General features: G+C 73.2%; 12 protein-coding genes. 4 read left to right on the forward strand and 8 right to left on the reverse strand.

What is annotated here, in order from left to right; genetic code table 11:
• Positions 1-40 precede the first annotated feature (40 nt).
• Both ABT023_RS15865 and ABT023_RS15870 read right to left on the reverse strand, forming a co-directional pair.
• The gene (locus ABT023_RS15865; protein ID WP_350885919.1) at positions 41-1,057 is read right to left on the reverse strand and encodes a carbohydrate ABC transporter permease; all 1,017 of its coding nucleotides are present in this window, start codon (positions 1,055-1,057) and stop codon (positions 41-43) included.
• A gap of 95 nt (positions 1,058-1,152) precedes the next feature.
• Positions 1,153-2,436, reverse strand: coding sequence for an ABC transporter substrate-binding protein (locus tag ABT023_RS15870; protein ID WP_350885921.1), 1,284 nt, complete (start codon positions 2,434-2,436; stop codon positions 1,153-1,155).
• A 378-nt stretch (positions 2,437-2,814) separates the two neighbouring features.
• On the opposite strand from ABT023_RS15870, the gene ABT023_RS15875 reads away from it, so the two are divergent.
• A complete protein-coding gene (locus tag ABT023_RS15875) occupies positions 2,815-3,834 on the forward strand; it encodes a LacI family DNA-binding transcriptional regulator (RefSeq protein WP_350885923.1) in 1,020 nt (339 codons plus the stop codon).
• A gap of 39 nt (positions 3,835-3,873) precedes the next feature.
• Here the strand turns inward: ABT023_RS15875 and ABT023_RS15880 are convergent, their stop codons facing one another.
• Entirely contained in the window at positions 3,874-6,501 is a 2,628-nt protein-coding gene (locus ABT023_RS15880; protein ID WP_350885925.1) for a putative bifunctional diguanylate cyclase/phosphodiesterase, read from the reverse strand.
• Positions 6,502-6,760: 259 nt separating this feature from the next.
• Between ABT023_RS15880 and ABT023_RS15885 the strand changes: the two genes are divergently transcribed.
• On the forward strand, positions 6,761-7,138 hold the full coding sequence (locus ABT023_RS15885) for a PH domain-containing protein (RefSeq protein WP_350885927.1): 378 nt from the start codon (positions 6,761-6,763) through the stop codon (positions 7,136-7,138).
• A 73-nt stretch (positions 7,139-7,211) separates the two neighbouring features.
• On the opposite strand, the gene ABT023_RS15890 is transcribed toward ABT023_RS15885, so the two are convergent.
• Complete coding sequence (locus ABT023_RS15890; protein WP_350885929.1) at positions 7,212-8,138, reverse strand: 2-hydroxyacid dehydrogenase; 927 nt, start codon at positions 8,136-8,138, stop codon at positions 7,212-7,214.
• A 183-nt stretch (positions 8,139-8,321) separates the two neighbouring features.
• Here ABT023_RS15890 and ABT023_RS15895 point away from each other — a divergent pair, with 183 nt between their 5' ends.
• Complete coding sequence (locus ABT023_RS15895) at positions 8,322-9,491, forward strand: PQQ-dependent sugar dehydrogenase (protein WP_350885931.1); 1,170 nt, start codon at positions 8,322-8,324, stop codon at positions 9,489-9,491.
• 94 nt (positions 9,492-9,585) lie between these two features.
• A complete protein-coding gene (locus tag ABT023_RS15900) occupies positions 9,586-11,169 on the forward strand; it encodes a metallophosphoesterase (protein ID WP_350885933.1) in 1,584 nt (527 codons plus the stop codon).
• A 30-nt stretch (positions 11,170-11,199) separates the two neighbouring features.
• Here the strand turns inward: ABT023_RS15900 and ABT023_RS15905 are convergent, their stop codons facing one another.
• The 4 genes from ABT023_RS15905 to ABT023_RS15920 all read right to left on the reverse strand — a co-directional run bounded on the left by ABT023_RS15905 (position 11,200) and on the right by ABT023_RS15920 (position 17,351).
• Positions 11,200-13,557 carry a thiamine pyrophosphate-binding protein gene (locus tag ABT023_RS15905; RefSeq protein WP_350885935.1) on the reverse strand — a complete coding sequence of 786 codons (2,358 nt, stop codon included), beginning with the start codon at positions 13,555-13,557 and terminating at the stop codon, positions 11,200-11,202.
• Between the two features lie 116 nt (positions 13,558-13,673).
• A complete protein-coding gene (gatB, locus tag ABT023_RS15910) occupies positions 13,674-15,176 on the reverse strand; it encodes an Asp-tRNA(Asn)/Glu-tRNA(Gln) amidotransferase subunit GatB (protein ID WP_350885937.1) in 1,503 nt (500 codons plus the stop codon).
• 154 nt (positions 15,177-15,330) lie between these two features.
• Positions 15,331-15,960 carry a DUF4276 family protein gene (locus ABT023_RS15915; protein ID WP_350885939.1) on the reverse strand — a complete coding sequence of 210 codons (630 nt, stop codon included), beginning with the start codon at positions 15,958-15,960 and terminating at the stop codon, positions 15,331-15,333.
• The gene (locus ABT023_RS15920) at positions 15,960-17,351 is read right to left on the reverse strand and encodes an AAA family ATPase (protein ID WP_350885941.1); all 1,392 of its coding nucleotides are present in this window, start codon (positions 17,349-17,351) and stop codon (positions 15,960-15,962) included. The genes ABT023_RS15915 and ABT023_RS15920 overlap by 1 nt, the downstream gene beginning before the upstream one ends.
• Positions 17,352-17,355 lie beyond the last annotated feature (4 nt).

Here is a 17,355-nt window from a genome sequence, read left to right on the forward strand (position 1 = left end):
GGCCCGGCGTCGCCCGCCCCCCGCACGGTGTCGACGGCGCTCATTGGCGGCCTCCGGACAGGCGGTTCGTCAGCAGCGTGTTGATGCCGGCGACGACGAGGATGATGAGGAACAGGGCCCAGGACATCGCGGCGGCGTACCCGAGGTCGAGGTCCTTCCAGCCGACCTTGTAGATGAGCTGGGCGATGGTCTGCCACTCACCGTTCGGGCCGCCGGTGGCCGCCTGCGCGTTCAGGTCGAACAGCATCGGCTCGGTGAAGAGCTGGAGCCCGCCGATGGTGGAGAGCACCACGGTGAAGACGACGACCGGCTGGATCATCGGCACGGTGATCCGCCAGAGCTGCCGCCACGGGCCGGCGCCGTCGATGGCGGACGCCTCGTAGACGTCGCGGGGGATGGACTGCATCGCGGCCAGATAGAGCAGCGCGTTGTAGCCGATCCACTTCCAGTTGACCATGGTGGCGATGGCGATCCAGGAGTGGAGCTTGTCGGCCCGCCAGTCGGCCGGGGCGTCGCCGCCCAGGCCCACGAGGCCGAGCAGCCAGTTGGCCATGCCGAAGTCGCGGGAGAAGAAGACGCTGAACACCATGGTCGAGGCGACCAGCGGGGTGACGTACGGCAGCAGGACGCCGACCCGCCACCAGGTCTGCGCGCGCAGCTTCCGGTTCAGCAGCGAGGCGACCACCAGGGCGAGCAGGAGCTGCGGTACCGAGGAGAGCAGGAAGATGCCGAAGGTGTTGTAGAGCGCGTTCCAGAAGTCCTCGTCGCCGAGCAGCCTCGCGAAGTTGTCGAAGCCCGCCCAGGGCGGCAGGGTCGGGTCGTCGAGCTGGTAGTTCCGCAGCGAGACGACCCCGTTGAAGATCAGCGGGAAGAGCCCGAAGACTCCGAAGATCAGGAAGAACGGGGCGATCAGCAGGTACGGCATGTAGCGCATGTCGAAGCGGTACAGCCGGTTGCGCCAGGTGAGCCGCCGCTCGTCGGCCCCGGGGCCGTCGGCGCCGCGCTTGCGCGGGGTACGACGGCCCGGCGGGGCGGGCGCGGCACGGGTGGAGGACATGGGACGCTCCTGGGCCGAGGTGGACTGTCTCCGGGTGGGACGCCGGGGCGGTGGCGGGGCGGGGCGGGGCGGCCCCGCCACCGGTCACCGGTTCGTCAGGACCTGCCGGCCTTCTCGGCCTCCTTGACCGCCTCCGCCCAGGCGGCGTCCGGCTTGAGGGTCTTGTTCTCCACCCGCTTGATGACGTTCTCCACCGCGACGCGGGTCGGTCCGTTCTTCTTGCCCAGGTACTGCGGGGTGAGGCCCTGCGCCATCTTCGGGAAGATCTGCCCGACCGGCGCGTCGTTGAAGAACGGGTTCTTGAACTCGGCGATGGCCGGGTCGGAGTACAGGGCCGGCTGCGACGGCAGGTTGCCGACCTTCTTGAAGACCTCGATCTGCTGCTCCGGCTGGATCAGCCACTCCAGCAGCTTGTACGCCTCGTCGGCGTGCTTGCTCTGCTTGGGGACGGTCAGGAACGACCCGCCCCAGTTGCCTCCGCCGCCGGGCACCGCCGCGATGTCCCACTTGCCCTTGGTGCCGGGGGCGGTGTCCTTGATGTGGCCCAGCATCCACGCCGGGCAGGCGAGGACGGCGAAGGCGCCGCTGGTGAAGCCCTTGTCCCAGTCGGCCTGGAAGCTGGTCAGGTTGGCCGAGATGTCGGCCTGGAGGGCCTTGACCGTGTAGTCGAAGGCGACCTTCGGGCCGCCCTCCATCTGGAGCTGCTCCTGCTCGCTGTAGAAGCCGGCCTGCTGCTGGCCGAGAACCGGGTTGAACAGGTTGGTCCCGGCGTCGAGGAACTTCTTGTTCGTCTTGGCGGTGTACTGCTGGCCGACCTCGATGAACCGGTCCCAGGTGGGCCAGAGCGTGGAGACCTGGTCCCGCTCGGTGGGCAGGCCGGCGGCCTTGAACAGGTCGGTGCGGTAGCACATGGCGAGGCCGCCGACGTCGGTGCCGAGGCCGATCTGGGTCTTGCCGTCGGCGGACAGCGACTGCTTCCACTTCCACGGCAGGTACTTGCTCTCGTACTGCCCAGCGCCCTTGTCCAGCAGGTTGACGAACTTGTCGGACTGGCTGCGGAACTGGACCATGAAGCCCTCGTCGATGGCGGCGATGTCCGCCGCGCCCGAGCCGGCGACCAGCTTCTTCTGCAGGTCCTCGTGCTGCGCGTTGTACTCGCCCGAGTTGAGCTGGATCTTGACGTTCGGGTGTGCGGCCTCGTACTTGGTCTTCAGGTCCTGGAGCCCGAAGTCGCCCCAAAAGTTGATCTTCAGAGTGACCGCGCCGTCGCCCGCCTCGTCGCCGTCGCTGGTGCTCTTGCCGCTGCACGCGGCCACCACGGCCAGGCTGACCGCGCCCACGGCGACCGCGCGGGCCCAGTGGGTCCAGGACCGTCTCATGTCATCCTCCGAGCAAGATGGGAACGCTCCCGACATCGAGAGACGTTGACTGAACCGGATAAGTCAGGCCACCGTACGATCCCGCCTCGGCGGTGTCAACGAACGGTTAAGCCCGGGACCGCTCCGTAACTTCCGGGCGCATGGGAGCGCGACCATGCGTGGTTGACCGCTCTCCGGCACCCCGATCGACGACAGCGTCAACCGCGCCCGGACGGCGACCCGTATGCTTAACCGGGCAAGCAATTCGTTCGGTCGGGCGGCGAGGCGGCTCCGGAACCGGCACCCGCGAGGCCGGTTGCAGTAGCGTGAGGGCCGCCGGTCACCCGGCGCCGTGACACCCGCCCCGGGGCGGGCCCAGCAAGTGGAGGAGACACGCCGGTGAAGCGGCCGACCATCGCCGACGTCGCGCGGCGGGCCGGGGTGTCCAAGGGCGCGGTCTCGTACGCGATGAACGGACAGCCCGGTGTCTCCGAGGCGACCCGGCAGCGCATCCTGGCCATCGCCGCCGAGATCGGGTTCAGCCCGAGCAGCGCCGCGCGGGCGCTCTCCGGCGCCACCGCCAAGGCGGTCGGCCTGGCCCTGTGCCGCCCGGCCCGGATCCTCGGCATCGAGCCGTTCTTCATGGAGCTGATCAGCGGCGTCGAGGCCGAGCTGTCGGCCCGGTCGTACGCGCTGACCCTCCAGGTCGTCGCCGACCAGGACGCGGAGATCGCGGTCTACCGGCGCTGGTGGGCCGAGCGCCGGGTGGACGGGGTCTTCGTCTGCGACCTGCGCACCGACGACCGGCGGGTGCCGGCGCTGGAGGAACTGCAACTGCCGGCCGTGGTGATCGGCGGCCCCGGGCACACCGGCTCGCTGGCCAGCGTCTGGTCCGACGAGGCCGCGGCGCTGGCCGAGACGGTGGAGTACCTGGTGGCCCTGGGCCACCGACGGATCGCCCGGGTCGGCGGCCTGCCCGCGCTGCTGCACACCGAGATCCGCAGCGACGCGTTCACCCAGGTGTGCGGGCGGCTCGGACTCGACGAGTCGGTCACCGTCTGGTCGGACTACACCGGCGAGGAGGGGGCCCGGGCCACCCGACGGCTGCTCAGCTCGCCGAACCGCCCCACCGCCGTCATCTACGACAACGACGTGATGGCGATAGCGGGGCTGTCCGTGGCCCAGGAGATGGGCCTTCAGGTCCCCGGCGACCTGTCGATCGTCGCCTGGGACGACTCCCCGCTGTGCCAGCTCGTGCACCCGCCGCTGACCGCCCTCGGCCGGGACATCCCCGCGTACGGGGCGCACGCCGCCCGACAACTGCTCCGGGTGATCGCCGGCGAGCCGACCGGCGAGCTCCAGGACGAGACCGCCCACCTCACGCCCCGGGGCAGCACCGCGCCGCCCCGGGTCAGGTGAACCGGTTCAGCACTCCGCGCCCCGCCGGCCCGGGCGCCCTCACCGGGACGCGGACGGGAACTCCTCGAAGTACGCCTCCACCCGCTCGGCCGTCGCCGGGCGGGCCAGCGCGAAGCCCTGCCCGTAGCGGCAGCCGGCCCGGCCGGCGGCGTCCGCCTGGGCCGGCGTCTCCAACTGCGCGGCGACGATCTCCAGGCCGAGCCGGTCGCCGAGGCTGACCACCACGTCGACCAGCTGGTTGTGCCCGCCGTCGGCCCCGTCCACCCCGTGCGGGGCCAGCTTGAGCAGGTCGATGGGGAGCCGGCGGAGCTGGGCCAGCGAGGCGTGCGCGGCCCGGAAGTCGTCCAGCGCGGTACGTACGCCGAGCGAACGCAGCCCGGCGAGCCGGGCCACCACCGTCGACAGCTCCGCGCCGACGCGCGGCTCGGCCACCTCGACCACCAGCCGCTCCGGCGGCAGCCCGTGAGTGGCCAGGACCGCCGCGGTGCGCTGGAGGAAGTCCGGCGCGGCCAGCTCCCGAGGGGTGACGTTCACCGACATCCAGAGCTGCCAACCCCCCGCCGACCAGTCGGCCAGTTGGCGGCAGGCCCGGTCCAGCACCCAGCGGCCCACCTCGCCGACGAGGTCCAGGTCCTCGGCGACCGGAATCAGCTCGGCCGGGAGCACGGTGCCCAGCACCGGGCTGCGCCAGCGCAGCAGCGCCTCGGTGCCCACCGGCAGCCGGTCGGCCAGCCCGAGCACCGGCTGGTAGACCAGGTCCAGCTCGCCCCGGGCCACCGCGCCGGGCAGCTCCCGCTCCAGATCGAGCCGGCGGACGAGCTGCTCCTCCAGGTACCCGTCGTACCACTCGACCCGGTCCCGGCCGAGCTGGGCGGCCCGCCGGCGGGCCAGGTCCGCCTGGCGCAGCACGTCGTCGGCGGCCGCACCGGGGACCTCGGCCAGGCCGATGCTGGCCTGCAACCGGACCTCGGCGCCCGCCACCCGGTACGGCTCGCCCAGCGCCTCCAGCAGCCGGGTGCCCAGGGCGTACGCCAGCACCGGGCCGGCGGTGGTGACCACGCCGAACTCGTCGCCGACCAGCCGGGCCACCAGGTCGTCCGGGCCGACCGCCGCGCGCAGCCGCCGGGCCACCTCCACCACGACCACGTCACCGACCGCGTGGCCGCGACCGTCGTTGACCGCGCCCAGGCCGTGCAGGTCCACCACCAGCAGCGTTCCCGCCCCGCTCCGCCGGGCGGCCAGCTCGCGCAGCAGCTCACGCCGGTTGGCCAACCCGGTGAGCTGGTCGGTCGCGGCGAGCTGGCGCACCGCGCGCTCCAGCCGGCGACGCTCGCCGACGTCACGCACGTGCAGCGCCAGCGCGTGCACCTCGGGCACCCCGCGCTGGTCGCTGATCGTGGACTCGGTCTCCCGCCACGCCCCGTGCCCGTCGCGCAGGCGGGCGGCCAGCAGCGTCGGCCGGGCGCCTGCGCGCACCCCGTCGAGCAGCAGCGCGGCGCGCGGGACGTCGGCGGGGTGCAGCAGGTCGGCGAAGGGTCGGCCGAGCACGTCGGCGTCGGTCAGCCCGAACAGCCGGGTCGCGGCCGGGGACTGCCAGCGCACCCGCAGCGCGTCGTCCAGCAGCAGGATCAGGTCGTCGCCGCCCGAGACCAGGGCCCGGAAGTGTGCCTCCTGGGCGGCGAGGCGGGTGGCGTACCGGCGGTTGTCGGTGGCGGTCATCAGTTCCCGGACCACCAGCGGCGGGGTCACCGCCAGCCCGAGCAGGATCGCCCCCGGCGTGAAGTCGCCGTGCGCGTAGAGGTGCCCGACGGCGGCCAGGGCGGCGATCGCGGCCGGCGCGCTAACCCGGGGCCAGACGGGCGTCGGGCCACCCGGGCGGCGCGGGTCTCCGGCGGCCACCCGGCGGACCCCGGCGGCGGTGAGCAGCGCCCCGACCACCAGCGGCCCGACGGTGGTGAGCAGGGCCCGGTCCGGGGCGTCGTAGGCGAGCAGCACGATCAACGCGAGCAGGCCGAACTGGGCCGACCCGGCACCGAGCAGGCAGGTCGCCGCGCCCGGCCGGCGCCGCCAGTCGGCCAGCGCCGCGACGCCGATCGCCGCGAGGCCGAACCCGCCGGCCACCACCGCGACCCGGGCCGCCGGCGGGGTCGCCCCCGGCGGCAGCAGCACCCAGGCGGCGAAGATCAGGCTCAGTCCAAGGCTGACGATGTCGACCACGCGGCGGACCCGGGCCCGGTCCGGCAGCCGGCTGCGGCCGGGCAGCAGGAGCAGCCCGCCGGTGTGCAGCAGGGCGGCGGTCCCGAGACCGGCCGCGCCGACGGCGACCCGCAGGCCGGTGCCGACCAGGGGGAGCACCGCGACGGTCAGCCCGACCGTGGCCACCGCCGCGTCGAGCAGCCCGGCGGCCGAGCGGCAGCGGGTGGCGTGGCGGCCGGCCCGGTCGGGGCCGCCGCCGGGCGGCCCGGCGTACCGGACGGGCCTGGCCAGCAGGGACAGCCGGACGCCGGCCAGGACGCTGCCGGCGGCGCCGGCGAGCGCCACCGCGGCCAGCGGCGGGATCACGCCGGCCAGGCCGGCGAGGGCGAGCAGCGCCGTCGTCGCCAGCACCAGCAGGTCGGCGGGACGCGGGAGGCTGCGGGAGGCGCCGGAGGGATACGCGACGGACACGGCGATCGCCTTCGTGAGGGGGCACGGGCGGTGCGGTACGACGGTGCGGGTTGCGGTCGGCGGCGTCGCCCGGCGTGGCGATCCGGGGCGGCGGGGCGCGGCTGGTTCGCCGGCCCAACATGATGAAACGATCCATCGTCACCGCAGGAAACGGCTGTCAGGCCATGAACATGAGTGATTCAGGTCACATCGATGGCGCCGGTCACCCGCGCCCCCGCCCGCCCGGGGGCCGCCCCCGCCCAGGTGGGATCATCTAAGGGTGAGTCGCGCCGAGACCGTCCGCTTCCGCCCCAACCAGGCGATCCTGGTCGCGGCGGTGATCGCCTTCATCGGGACGCTGCCGCTGGCCGCCGCCGGGTGGTACTTCATGCCGGTGCTGCTCGTCCCCCTCGCCGTCGCCGTCTGGGCCTGGCGCTCAGGCACCGAGGCGGACGCCCGGGAGCTGCGCCTGCGGGCGCTGACCGGGCAGCGCCGGATCGGCTGGGAACGGATCGTCGAGCTGACCGCCGACGCCCGGGGCCGGGCCGTCGCCCGGCTCGACGACGGCGAATGGCTGGTCCTGCCCGCGGTGCACGGCACCGAACTGCCCCGACTCGTCGCCGCCACCGGCCAGACCCTGCCCGGCCCGGCAGCCTGACCCACCTGACCGTGCCGCCCCGGCCCACCCGGCCGGCGGGCCGGACACGTCGGCGGGCCGGCCGGCGGACGGGTCAGTAGCCGTCCGAAACCGCGTTGATCAGCGGCTGGCCGGCGGCGAAGCGCCGCACCTGCTCCCCCACCAGCCGGTACGCCCGGGGCAACAGCCCGCGCACCGAGCCGGCGACGTGCGGGGTGAGCAGCACGTTGGGCAGGCCCCACAGCGGGTGGTCGGCGGGCAGCGGCTCGGGGTCGGTGACGTCCAGCGCGGCCCGTAGCCGGCCGGAGACCAGCTCGGCGACCAGCGCGTCCGTCCGGGCCACCGGGCCGCGTGCGGCGTTGACCAGCAGCGCGCCGTCGGGCATCGCGGCGAGGAACTCCTCGTCGACCAGGCCCCGGGTCGCCTCGGTGAGCGGCACCAGCAGCACCACGACGTCGGCCTCGGGCAGCAGCGCCCGCAGCTCGTCGACCCCGTGCACCCCCTCGGCGGGGCGGGCCGTCCGGGCGACCAGGGTGAAGGTCACCTCGAACGGCGCCAGCCGGGCGCGCACGGCCGCCCCGATCGAGCCCGCGCCGACGACCAGCACCCGCTTGCCGGCCAGCTCGTCGGTCGGGCAGACCCGGTCGTACGCCCACTCGCGGCGGGACTGGGCGACGGCGAAGGCGGGGAAGCCGCGCAGCGCGGAGAGGACCGCGGTGGCCACCCACTCGGCGGTGCCGGAGTCGTGCACCCCGCGCGCGTCGCAGAGCGTCACCCCGGCCGGGACCCGGCCGACCCAGGCGTCGGCCCCGGCCGAGAGGAGCTGCACCACCCGCAGGTCGGGCAGCTCGCCGAGCAGGGCGGTGGCGTCCCCGCCGGACAGGAACGGGGGCACCCAGAACCGCACGTCGACACCGTCGGACGGGAGGCGGGACGGCGACTCGACCACCTCGACGGTCACCCCGGGCGGCACGTCGCCGAGCAGGCCGCGACCGGCCGGGTGCGGAATCCATACCTTCACGCCCGACGACGATAGCCGCCCGGCGGTGCCGCTCCCCCGCCGGTGCGGGCCGAACCACCCGGTGGCGGGGCCCGGCGCGGCGGTGACCGGCCGCCCCGGTGGCGGGGCCCGGGCTGTCTCCGTGGCGGCCCCACCCGGCGCGGGCCCCACGCAGGACCCGTCCGGGCGGCTAGGCTGGGCCGGGTGAGCCCCCGTCGCCCGTACTCCCGGAAGACCTCTGTGCGCGCGGTGGCCGCGGCGTCGTGCGCGGCGCTGCTGCTGGCCACCGCCGGATGCAGCTTCGGCGAGCCGGACCCCGACCCGGCCGGCGAGCCGCCGAACCTGCCGACCCCGTCCGCCTCCGCCCCCGGCACCGGCCAGCAGATGGTCGCCACCGTGCTGGCCAAGGGCCTGCGGGTGCCGTGGGGAATCGCGTTCCTGCCCGACGGCGGCGCGCTGGTGACCGAGCGGGACAGCGGCCGGATCCTCAAGGTCGGACCCGGGTCCGGGCGGGACGGGCTGACCGTCACCGCCGTGCAGACCGTGCCCGACGTCGCGGCCGGCGGGGAGGGCGGCCTGCTCGGCATCGCCGTGTCCCCCCGCTACGCGACGGACCGGACGGTCTTCGTCTACCACACCACCGCGCAGGACAACCGGATCGTCAGGCTGGAACTGGGCGGCCGGCCGACGCCGGTCCTGACCGGCATCCCCCGGTCCGGGACCCACAACGGCGGCGGGCTCGCCTTCGGCCCGGACGGCTACCTGTACGCCAGCGCCGGCGACGCCGGCAACCGGGAGTCCGCGCAGGACCGCAAGAGCCTCGGCGGCAAGATCCTGCGGATCACCCCGGACGGCAAGCCGGCCCCGGGCAACCCGTACCCGGGGTCCCCGGTCTGGTCACTGGGGCACCGCAACGTGCAGGGCCTCGCCTGGGACGCCGGCAAGCGGATGTACGCGGTCGAGTTCGGCCAGAACACCTGGGACGAGATCAACCAGATCACCAAGGGCGGCAACTACGGCTGGCCCCTGGTCGAGGGGAAGGCCGGCGACAAGCGCTACACCGACCCGCTGGTGCAGTGGAAGACCGCCGACGCGTCCTGCTCGGGCCTGGCGGCGACCGCCCGGCTGCTGGTCACCTCCTGCCTGCGCGGGGAGCGGATCTGGCTGGCCGAGCTGACCGACACCGGCACCGTGCTCGGTGAGCCCCGGGAACTGCTCACCCGAAAATACGGTCGGCTGCGGGCGACGGTCGCCGCGCCCGACGGGTCGATCTGGGTCACCACCTCCAACCACGACGGGCGGGGCGAGCCGGCCCCCGAGGACGACCGCATCCTGCGGCTGGTCTTCCCCGACGGCGGCGCGGGGCGTGGCTAGCCTCGACGCGCAGCGGCCGTAGCACCCCGCCCGCGCGGCGCGGCGGAATCCGGGGTTTGCCAAGATCCTTCACTGGGCAGGTCAGAATCTCAGCATGGACGGCCAGGAGAACGAACAGCGGAACACCGGGGACCTTGACACCCCGGCGACCGGTGGTGGCCGGCGCTGGGCCCTCCGGCGTCGACGCGGAGACGTCTCGTCCGGCCGGGGCCGGACCCTGGCCCGCCGGGTGGGCGTGGCGCTCGCCGTCGTGGCGATCGCCCTGGCCGGGGTGGTGATCGGCACCTTCGCCGGCGGACGGGTGCAGACCGACATCGGTCCGTTCCGGGCCGAGCTGACCCTCGCGCCCGCGCTCACCGGCGGCACCACCGTCGACATCCCGCCGCTGGGCGCCCTGCAACTGAACAGCCACGACGGGCCGACCCATCTGACCGTGGGGCTGGGGGCACTGGACCAGCGACGCACGGAGGCGCTGATCGACGACCCGGCGAGCATCAGCCGGGCCAGCCAGTCCGCCGTCACCGACGTCCGCACCGGGGTGATGCGCCTCGGCCTGCGTACCGCCGGGGCGACGTTGCTGGTCACCCTGCTGCTGGCCGCCCTGGTCTTCCGGGACACCCGGCGCACCGCCTGGGCCGGAGGGCTGGCCCTGGCCGTCACCGCCGGCAGCCTCGGCCTGGCCGCGTCCACCCTCCGCCCGCAGGCCATCGAGGAGCCCCGGTACGAGGGGTTGCTGGTCAACGCCCCGGCGATCGTCGGTGACGCCCGCAAGATCGCCAACGACTACACCAAGTACGCCGAGCAGCTCCAACGCCTCGTCGGCAACGTCAGCCAGCTCTACACCACCGTGTCCGCGCTGCCGGTGTACGAGCCGGCACCCGGCACCACCCGGGTCCTGCACGTCTCCGACATGCATCTCAACCCGACCGGCTGGCAGCTCATCCGCACCGTGGTCGCGCAGTTCGGCATCGACGTGGTGATCGACACCGGCGACCTCACCGACTGGGGCAGCGAGCCGGAGGCGTCCTACGTGGGGTCGATCGGGCTGCTCAAGAAGCCGTACGTGTACATCCGGGGCAACCACGACTCGGGAAAGACGGCGGCCGCGGTGGCCCAGCAGCCGAACGCGATCGTGCTGAACAACTCGACCACCACCGTCGCCGGGCTGACCATCGCCGGCATCGGCGATCCCCGGTTCACCCCGGACAAGGAGACCTCGCCCGCCGGCAGCGGCCTGACCAAGCAGGTCGCCGACCAGGTGATCGGGGCCGGCGACCAGCTCGCCACCACCATCCGGAACTCGCCCGAGCCGGTGAACATCGCCCTGGTGCACGACCCGGCGTCCGCCGGGCCGCTGTCGGGCACCTGCCCGCTGGTCCTCGCCGGCCACACCCACGCCCGGCAGGTCTCCAAGCTGCCGCAGGTGCCGGGCCGGATGCCCACCCAGCTCATGGTGGAGGGGTCCACCGGCGGTGCCGGGCTGCGCGGCCTGGAGGGCGAGAAGCCCACCCCGCTGTCGATGACGGTGCTCTACCTCGACAAGGACAAGCTGCTCCAGGCGTACGACGACATCACCGTCGGCGGGACCGGCCAGTCGCAGGTCAGCCTGGAACGGCACGTGGTGCGGGACCCGAGGGCCGGCGCAGAGGTCCCCGTCACCCCCACCCCGACCCGCTGAGCGCGACGGGCCGGGGACGGCGGGGACGGGTCAGCGCAGGGACAGGGCGGCCAGGGCGGCGTTGACGATGCTGCCCGGCAGCAGGTCGTGCAGCTCGTACAGCTCGCGGACGCTGCCGGACTGGCCGAACTCGTCCACGCCCAGCGGCACGGCGTGCGCGCCGAGGGCCGAGCCGAGCCAGGCCATGGCGTGCGAGGCGGCGTCGTGCACGGTCACCACCGGCACCCGGTCGACGAACGCCGACCGCAGCGCCCCGGGCACGCTCGGCACGGTGGCCGTCCGCACGCCCTGGCGCAGGGTGCGCTGCCAGGCCCGGTAGAGCCGGTCCAGGCTGGTCACGTCGACCACGTGCGCGGCCACGCCCTCCTCGGCCAGCTCGGCGGCGGCGGCCAGCACCTCGGGCAGCACCGCGCCGGACGCGGCGAGCTGCACCACCGGGGCTTCGGCCAGGTGCGGGTACGCCTCGTGCGCGTCCACCAGCCGGTACGCCCCGGCGACCGCCTGCCGGCGCAGCACCGCGTCGCCGATCCGGGCCCGGGCCGCCTCGAACGGGGCCTGGTCGATCGGGCGGGTGCTGAGCCGGAAGTAGTACGCCCCGTCCTCGGCCGGCGCGGCGGTGGTGGCCGGCACGCCACCGGCGGCGATCTGCCCGAGCGCGTCGCAGAGCAGCCAGTCGAGGGTGGCCGCGTACGCCGGTTCGACGAAGGTGACCCCGGGCAGCTCCAGCCCCACCGAGGCGGTGATCGTCGACTGGTGGGCGCCGCCCTCCGGGGCGAGGGTGATGCCCGACGGGGTGCCGGCGACCACGAACCGGGAGCCGGAGTACGTGCCGTACAGGAACGCGTCCAGCCCGCGCAGCACGAACGGGTCGTAGACCGTGCCGACCGGCAGCAGCGGCTGCCCGGACAGATCCCAGGACAGGCCGAGCTGGCCGAGCAGGAGGAACAGGTTCATCTCCGAGATGCCCAGCTCGATGTGCTGGCCCGACGGGCTCTCCGTCCAGCGCAGCATCCGGTCCTCCGTCCAGGACCGCTGCGCGGTCGGGGCGAACACCCCGGTCTTGTTGATGAACCCGGCCAGGTTGGTGGAGGTGGCCACGTCCGGGGCGGTGGTGACCAGGTACGGGGCGACGTTCGCGTCCCGGGCCAGCTCCACCAGCACCCGGCCGAAGACCTCCTGGGTGGAGACGGGCTTGTTTGCGCGTACCCGGGTGGTCTCCGGAACGGTGACCGGCAGGGCCCGCTCGCGGGGCGCGCGGGACAGCGCCTCGCGGCGCTCGCCGGCCCGGATGCCGGCCGGGGTCGCCGGGTCGAGGCGGTCCCACTCGGTCTCGACGGTCAGGCCCTGCGCGGCGCGCAGGACGTCGACCTGCTCGGTGGACAGCAACGCGGAGTGGTTGCGCGGGTTGCCGGCGATCGGCAGCCCCCACCCCTTCACCGTGTACGCGAAGACCACGCTGGGCCGGTCGGTGACCGCGTCGCACTGGGCGTACGCGTCGAGCATCGCCGCGAGGTCGTGCCCGCCCAGGTCGGTGACCAGCGGGCCCAGCTCGTCGTCGGCGATGTCGGCGATGAGTTCGGCGATCCCGGCGGGCGCCCCGTCGAGGAACTGCGCGCGCAGCGCCGGGCCGGCCAGCCCGAACAGCGACTGGTACTGCTCGTTGGGCATCGCGTCGATCCAGTCGCGCAGCGCCTCCCCGCCCGGCCGGGCATACGCCTGGGCGAGCCGGCGGCCGTACTTGACCTCGACGACGTGCCAGCCCGCGGCCTCGAACTGGCCGCGCCACTGGTTGATCCGGATACCCGGGACGACCCGGTCCAGCGACTGACGGTTGAAGTCGACCAGCCACATCACGTTGCCCAGGCCGGTCGTGGCCGAGTCGGCGACGGCCTCCCAGATGTTGCCCTCGTCCAGCTCGGCGTCGCCGATCAGCGCGACGAACCGGGAGTGCGGGCGCTCGCCGAAGTGGGCGTCGACGTACCGGCGGGTGACGGCGGCGAACAGCGGCGCGGCGGCACCGAGGCCGACCGAGCCGGTGGAGAAGTCGACGCCGTCCGGGTCCTTGGTCCGCGACGGATAGGACTGGAGGCCGCCCCGGGCCCGCAGCCTCGGCAGGTACGACCGGTCCAGGTTGCCCAGCAGGTACTGGACGGCGTGGAAGACCGGGGAGGCGTGCGGCTTGACCGCGACCCTGTCCTCGGCGTCGAGGTGGGCGAACCACAGCGCGGTCATCGCGGTGACCAGGGAGGCGCTGGACGCCTGGTGGCCCCCGACCTTCACCCCGTCGCCGGTGTCCCGGTCGTGGTTGGCGGCGTCGACGATCCGGGTGGCGAGCCAGAGCACCCGCCGCTGGATCTCGTCGAGGACATCGAGGTCGTGCTGGTTCACGGTGGCTCCATCCGGGCGTCGTCGTTGACGCCCTCGCGAGGGGGTGCGGGGCCGCGTACTCGAAAGAGGCGGGAAGGCCGCCGCCGGGTCCCGGCGGCGGCCTTCCCGGTCGGGCCTCAGTCCTGGGCGCCGAGGCGCTCCAGGATCAGCTCGCGGACGGTCTTGGCGTCGGCCTGGCCCCGGGTGGTCTTCATGACCGCGCCGACCAGCGCGCCGGCCGCCGCGACCTTGCCGCTGCGGATCTTCTCGGCGATGCCCGGGTTCGCGGCGATCGCCTCGTCCACGGCGGCGGTGAGCGCGCCGGTGTCGGAGACGACCTCCAGGCCCCGGTTGGCCATGATCTGGGTGGGTGAGCCCTCACCGGCCACCACGCCCTCAAGGACGCTGCGGGCCAGCTTGTCGTTGAGCTTGCCGGCGTCGACCAACCCCTGGAGCTCGGCGACCTGGTTCGGGGTGGCCCCGATGTCGGCCAGCTCCACGCCGGCCTCGTTGGCCCGGCGGGACAGCTCGCCCAGCCACCACTTGCGGGCGGCGGCGGGGGTGGCCCCGGCGGCGATGGTGGCCTCGATCAGCTCGACCGCGCCGGCGTTGAGCACCGACTGCATGTCGGTGTCGGACAGGCCCCACTGTTCCTGGAGCCGGCGGCGGTGCAGCCGGGGCAGCTCCGGCAGGGCGGCCTTCAGCTCGGCCACCCACGCCGTGTCCGGGGCGAGTGGCACCAGGTCCGGCTCCGGGAAGTACCGGTAGTCGGTGGCGGTCTCCTTGGACCGGCCCGGCCGGGTGCCCCCGGTGTCCTCCTGGAAGTGCCGGGTCTCCTGGGTGATCCGGCCGCCCGCGTCGAGCACCGACGCCTGGCGCAGCATCTCCGAGCGGACCGCCCGCTCCACCGAACGCAGCGAGTTGACGTTCTTCGTCTCGGTGCGGGTGCCCCACTCCGCGCCCGGGAGGTTGAGGGAGGTGTTCACGTCGCAGCGCAGCGAGCCCTCCTCCATCCGCACGTCGGAGACCCCCAGGGAACGGATCACGTCGCGCAGCTCGGCGACGTACGCGCGGGCCACCTCGGGGGCGAGCGCCCCGATGCCCGGGACCGGCTTGGTGACGATCTCCACCAGCGGGATGCCGGCCCGGTTGTAGTCGACCAGCGACTCCGTCGCGCCGTGGATGCGGCCGGTGGCGCCGCCGACGTGCAGCGTCTTGCCGGTGTCCTCCTCCAGGTGCACCCGCTCGATGCCGATCCGGACCAGCTCGCCGTTGACCTCGACGTCGAGGTAGCCGTCGACGCAGAGCGGCTCGTCGTACTGGCTGATCTGGAAGTTCTTCGGCATGTCCGGGTAGAAGTAGTTCTTCCGGGCGAACCGGCACCACTGCGCGATGGAGCAGTTCAGCGCGAGGCCGATCCGGATCGTCGCCTCGATGGCCGCCTTGTTCGCCACCGGCAGCGATCCGGGCAGGCCGAGGCAGACCGGACAGACCCGGGTGTTCGGTTCGCCGCCGAAGTCCGTCGGGCAGCCGCAGAACATCTTGGTGTTCGTGCCCAGCTCGACATGGGTCTCCAGGCCGATCACCGGTTCGTAGCGCGCGACGACGTCGTCGTACGCGGGCAGTGTCGTCGTGGTCATAGAGACGCTCCAGGCGCGATCCGGACAGAACCTGTCCAGCCTAATGGGTTGCCGGACAGCCCCTTCCCCGGGTTTCGCTATCCCGGCCCGCCGCGCCCGGGGGCGGCAGGAGTACGGGGAGGACGACGGCGGGGTTCGCCGCCAGCGCGGCCGATCAGACCCGCCGGTAGCCCAGCCGCGCCAGCGCGTCGCTCGTGTCGGACCACCACTGGCGATACGCGGGCACATCGTCGAGCCTGGCCAACGAGACCAGTTCCCCCAACTGCCCGAAATGGTCGGCCGTCGAGCGGCTGACCCGACCCATGATGTCGTTGAGCACCTTCTTGGGGTCAGCGACTTGCTCCACCCGTCGCGGCTGGGCGGGGAGCCCCATCTCCGCATCCGTCCACCGGACGCCGAGCGCACTTCGCAGCGCGTCGCCGTCGGTCAACAGCCAGGCCTCCGTCTCGCGGACCGGCACCACGGCAATCAGTTGCTCCGGTCGGTCTCCCCACAGTTGCCGCAGCGGTCGCAGCCATTCGGCGGCGACCCGGTCGGCGCTGGTGCCCTGGTCATGGTGGAAGAACACGAGCAAGAAACTGGCGGAATTCTGCTCGACGAGCTTCATCACATCCGCCGTCGAGCACGGGCCCTTGCGGGCCCGCAGGGGCTGGACGTCAGCGACCTCGACCGCGTCCTCGAACTCGGTCTGGCAGATCTCGGTCAGTGCCCTGGCCAGCAGCCTCGGCAGGAACTGGTCATCGGTGATGCCCTCGGACACCAACGCGGAGGTGAGATAACGCATCAGGTGTCCAGCTCCGCCATCACCTCGAACTCGGCGATCTCCCGTGGGCTAACCACGCTGCCGACGTCCAGCGCGTCATCGATCGTGAGTTGTTGCGCGCCGGCAATCGACCGCCAACGGCTGACCCGGCTACGGGCCGTACCCCGTTGAACCCGGCTCACCACATCCATGAACACCGCGTCGGACCGCAGGCCTGTCTGCGCGGGTTCCAGTGCGCGCAGAATCGCCGGCGAATGGCTGCTCAGCACCAACTGGGTCAGGGCGGTGCCGTCAGTGCCGGCTGACAGAGCCCGTTCGACGAGGCTCCTGAGGTACCTGACGAACTGCGCGAGGCGCTGTGGGAAAATGCCGTTTTCCGGCTCCTCGAAGCAGATGAGTCCCGCGCCGCGCGGATCGTAGAGTGCCGCCAACAGTGCGATCGCCCGGAGGGTGCCGTCCGAGGCCACTCTCGCCGAGAACGGCGCTTCCTCCCGGGTGACCACCTCCACCTGGCGTTGCCGACGCGCGTCATCCTCGGTCAACCGCACCCGAACGACGCCGGGAATGACGGCTGCCAGGTCAGCCGAGAGATCGTTCAGAGCTCCCTCAGGCCGGTCCGGGCTACCTGTCTCGTCCGCCAACCGGCGGAGGGTGTTGGCGAGGTGTCCACCGTTGGCAGCCAAGCTGTCCGGATCGTCGTAGGAGTCCGGAGCCCGCAGCGCGCTCGGGTCGAGGTGCAACAGGCGCCACGACTGCATCTCTCGCTTGAGCGCGTAGAGCAGCGGAAAGTCGGTGGCGGTCGTCAGACTGGACAGCACCGTGGCCGTGGCCGCCGTGGCCGGGAGCCTTCGCTTCCGTCCCTGGTTGCCCTGCTGCCGGATGCTGAAGACCGGCCGCCCCTGGTCGTCGTGCTCGGTCTCCAGCGGGTCGGCACCCGTTCGGTAGGCGGCCAGCCGCCTTCGTTGCTCCGCGGTGAACCGTCCCGTCCAGGGGTCGTCCGCACGCCGGATCCGCCGCACCGACTCACGGATGACGTACGGACGTTGCGTCCCGCTGCTACCCACGGACCGCAGTTCGATCGTCAGCTCATAACGGAGCCGTGAGTGGTTGACCTCGGCGGTGTCACCGAAAGCGTCAGTGACCGAGCGGTCCAGCAGCACCTCTACCGCGAACGACATGACATCGACCGACGTACCGTCGGTGTGCCTGTGGAAGAGGTCCACGACGTCGCCCCGCATGTGCTGGGCGGCTTCCAGGACGGGATCACCGGCCAGCCTGCTCAGGAACTGGATGGCATCGAAAAGGTTCGACTTGCCCGCCGCGTTCCGTCCGATGATCACGAGAAAGGGCGGGATGTCCAACGAGAACTCACGAAACGACTTGAAACCGTCGATCTCGATTCGCGTCAGCATCCCG

It is taken from the genome of Micromonospora sp. NPDC002296, from assembly GCF_040296145.1.
Classification (GTDB): Bacteria; Actinomycetota; Actinomycetes; order Mycobacteriales; family Micromonosporaceae; genus Micromonospora.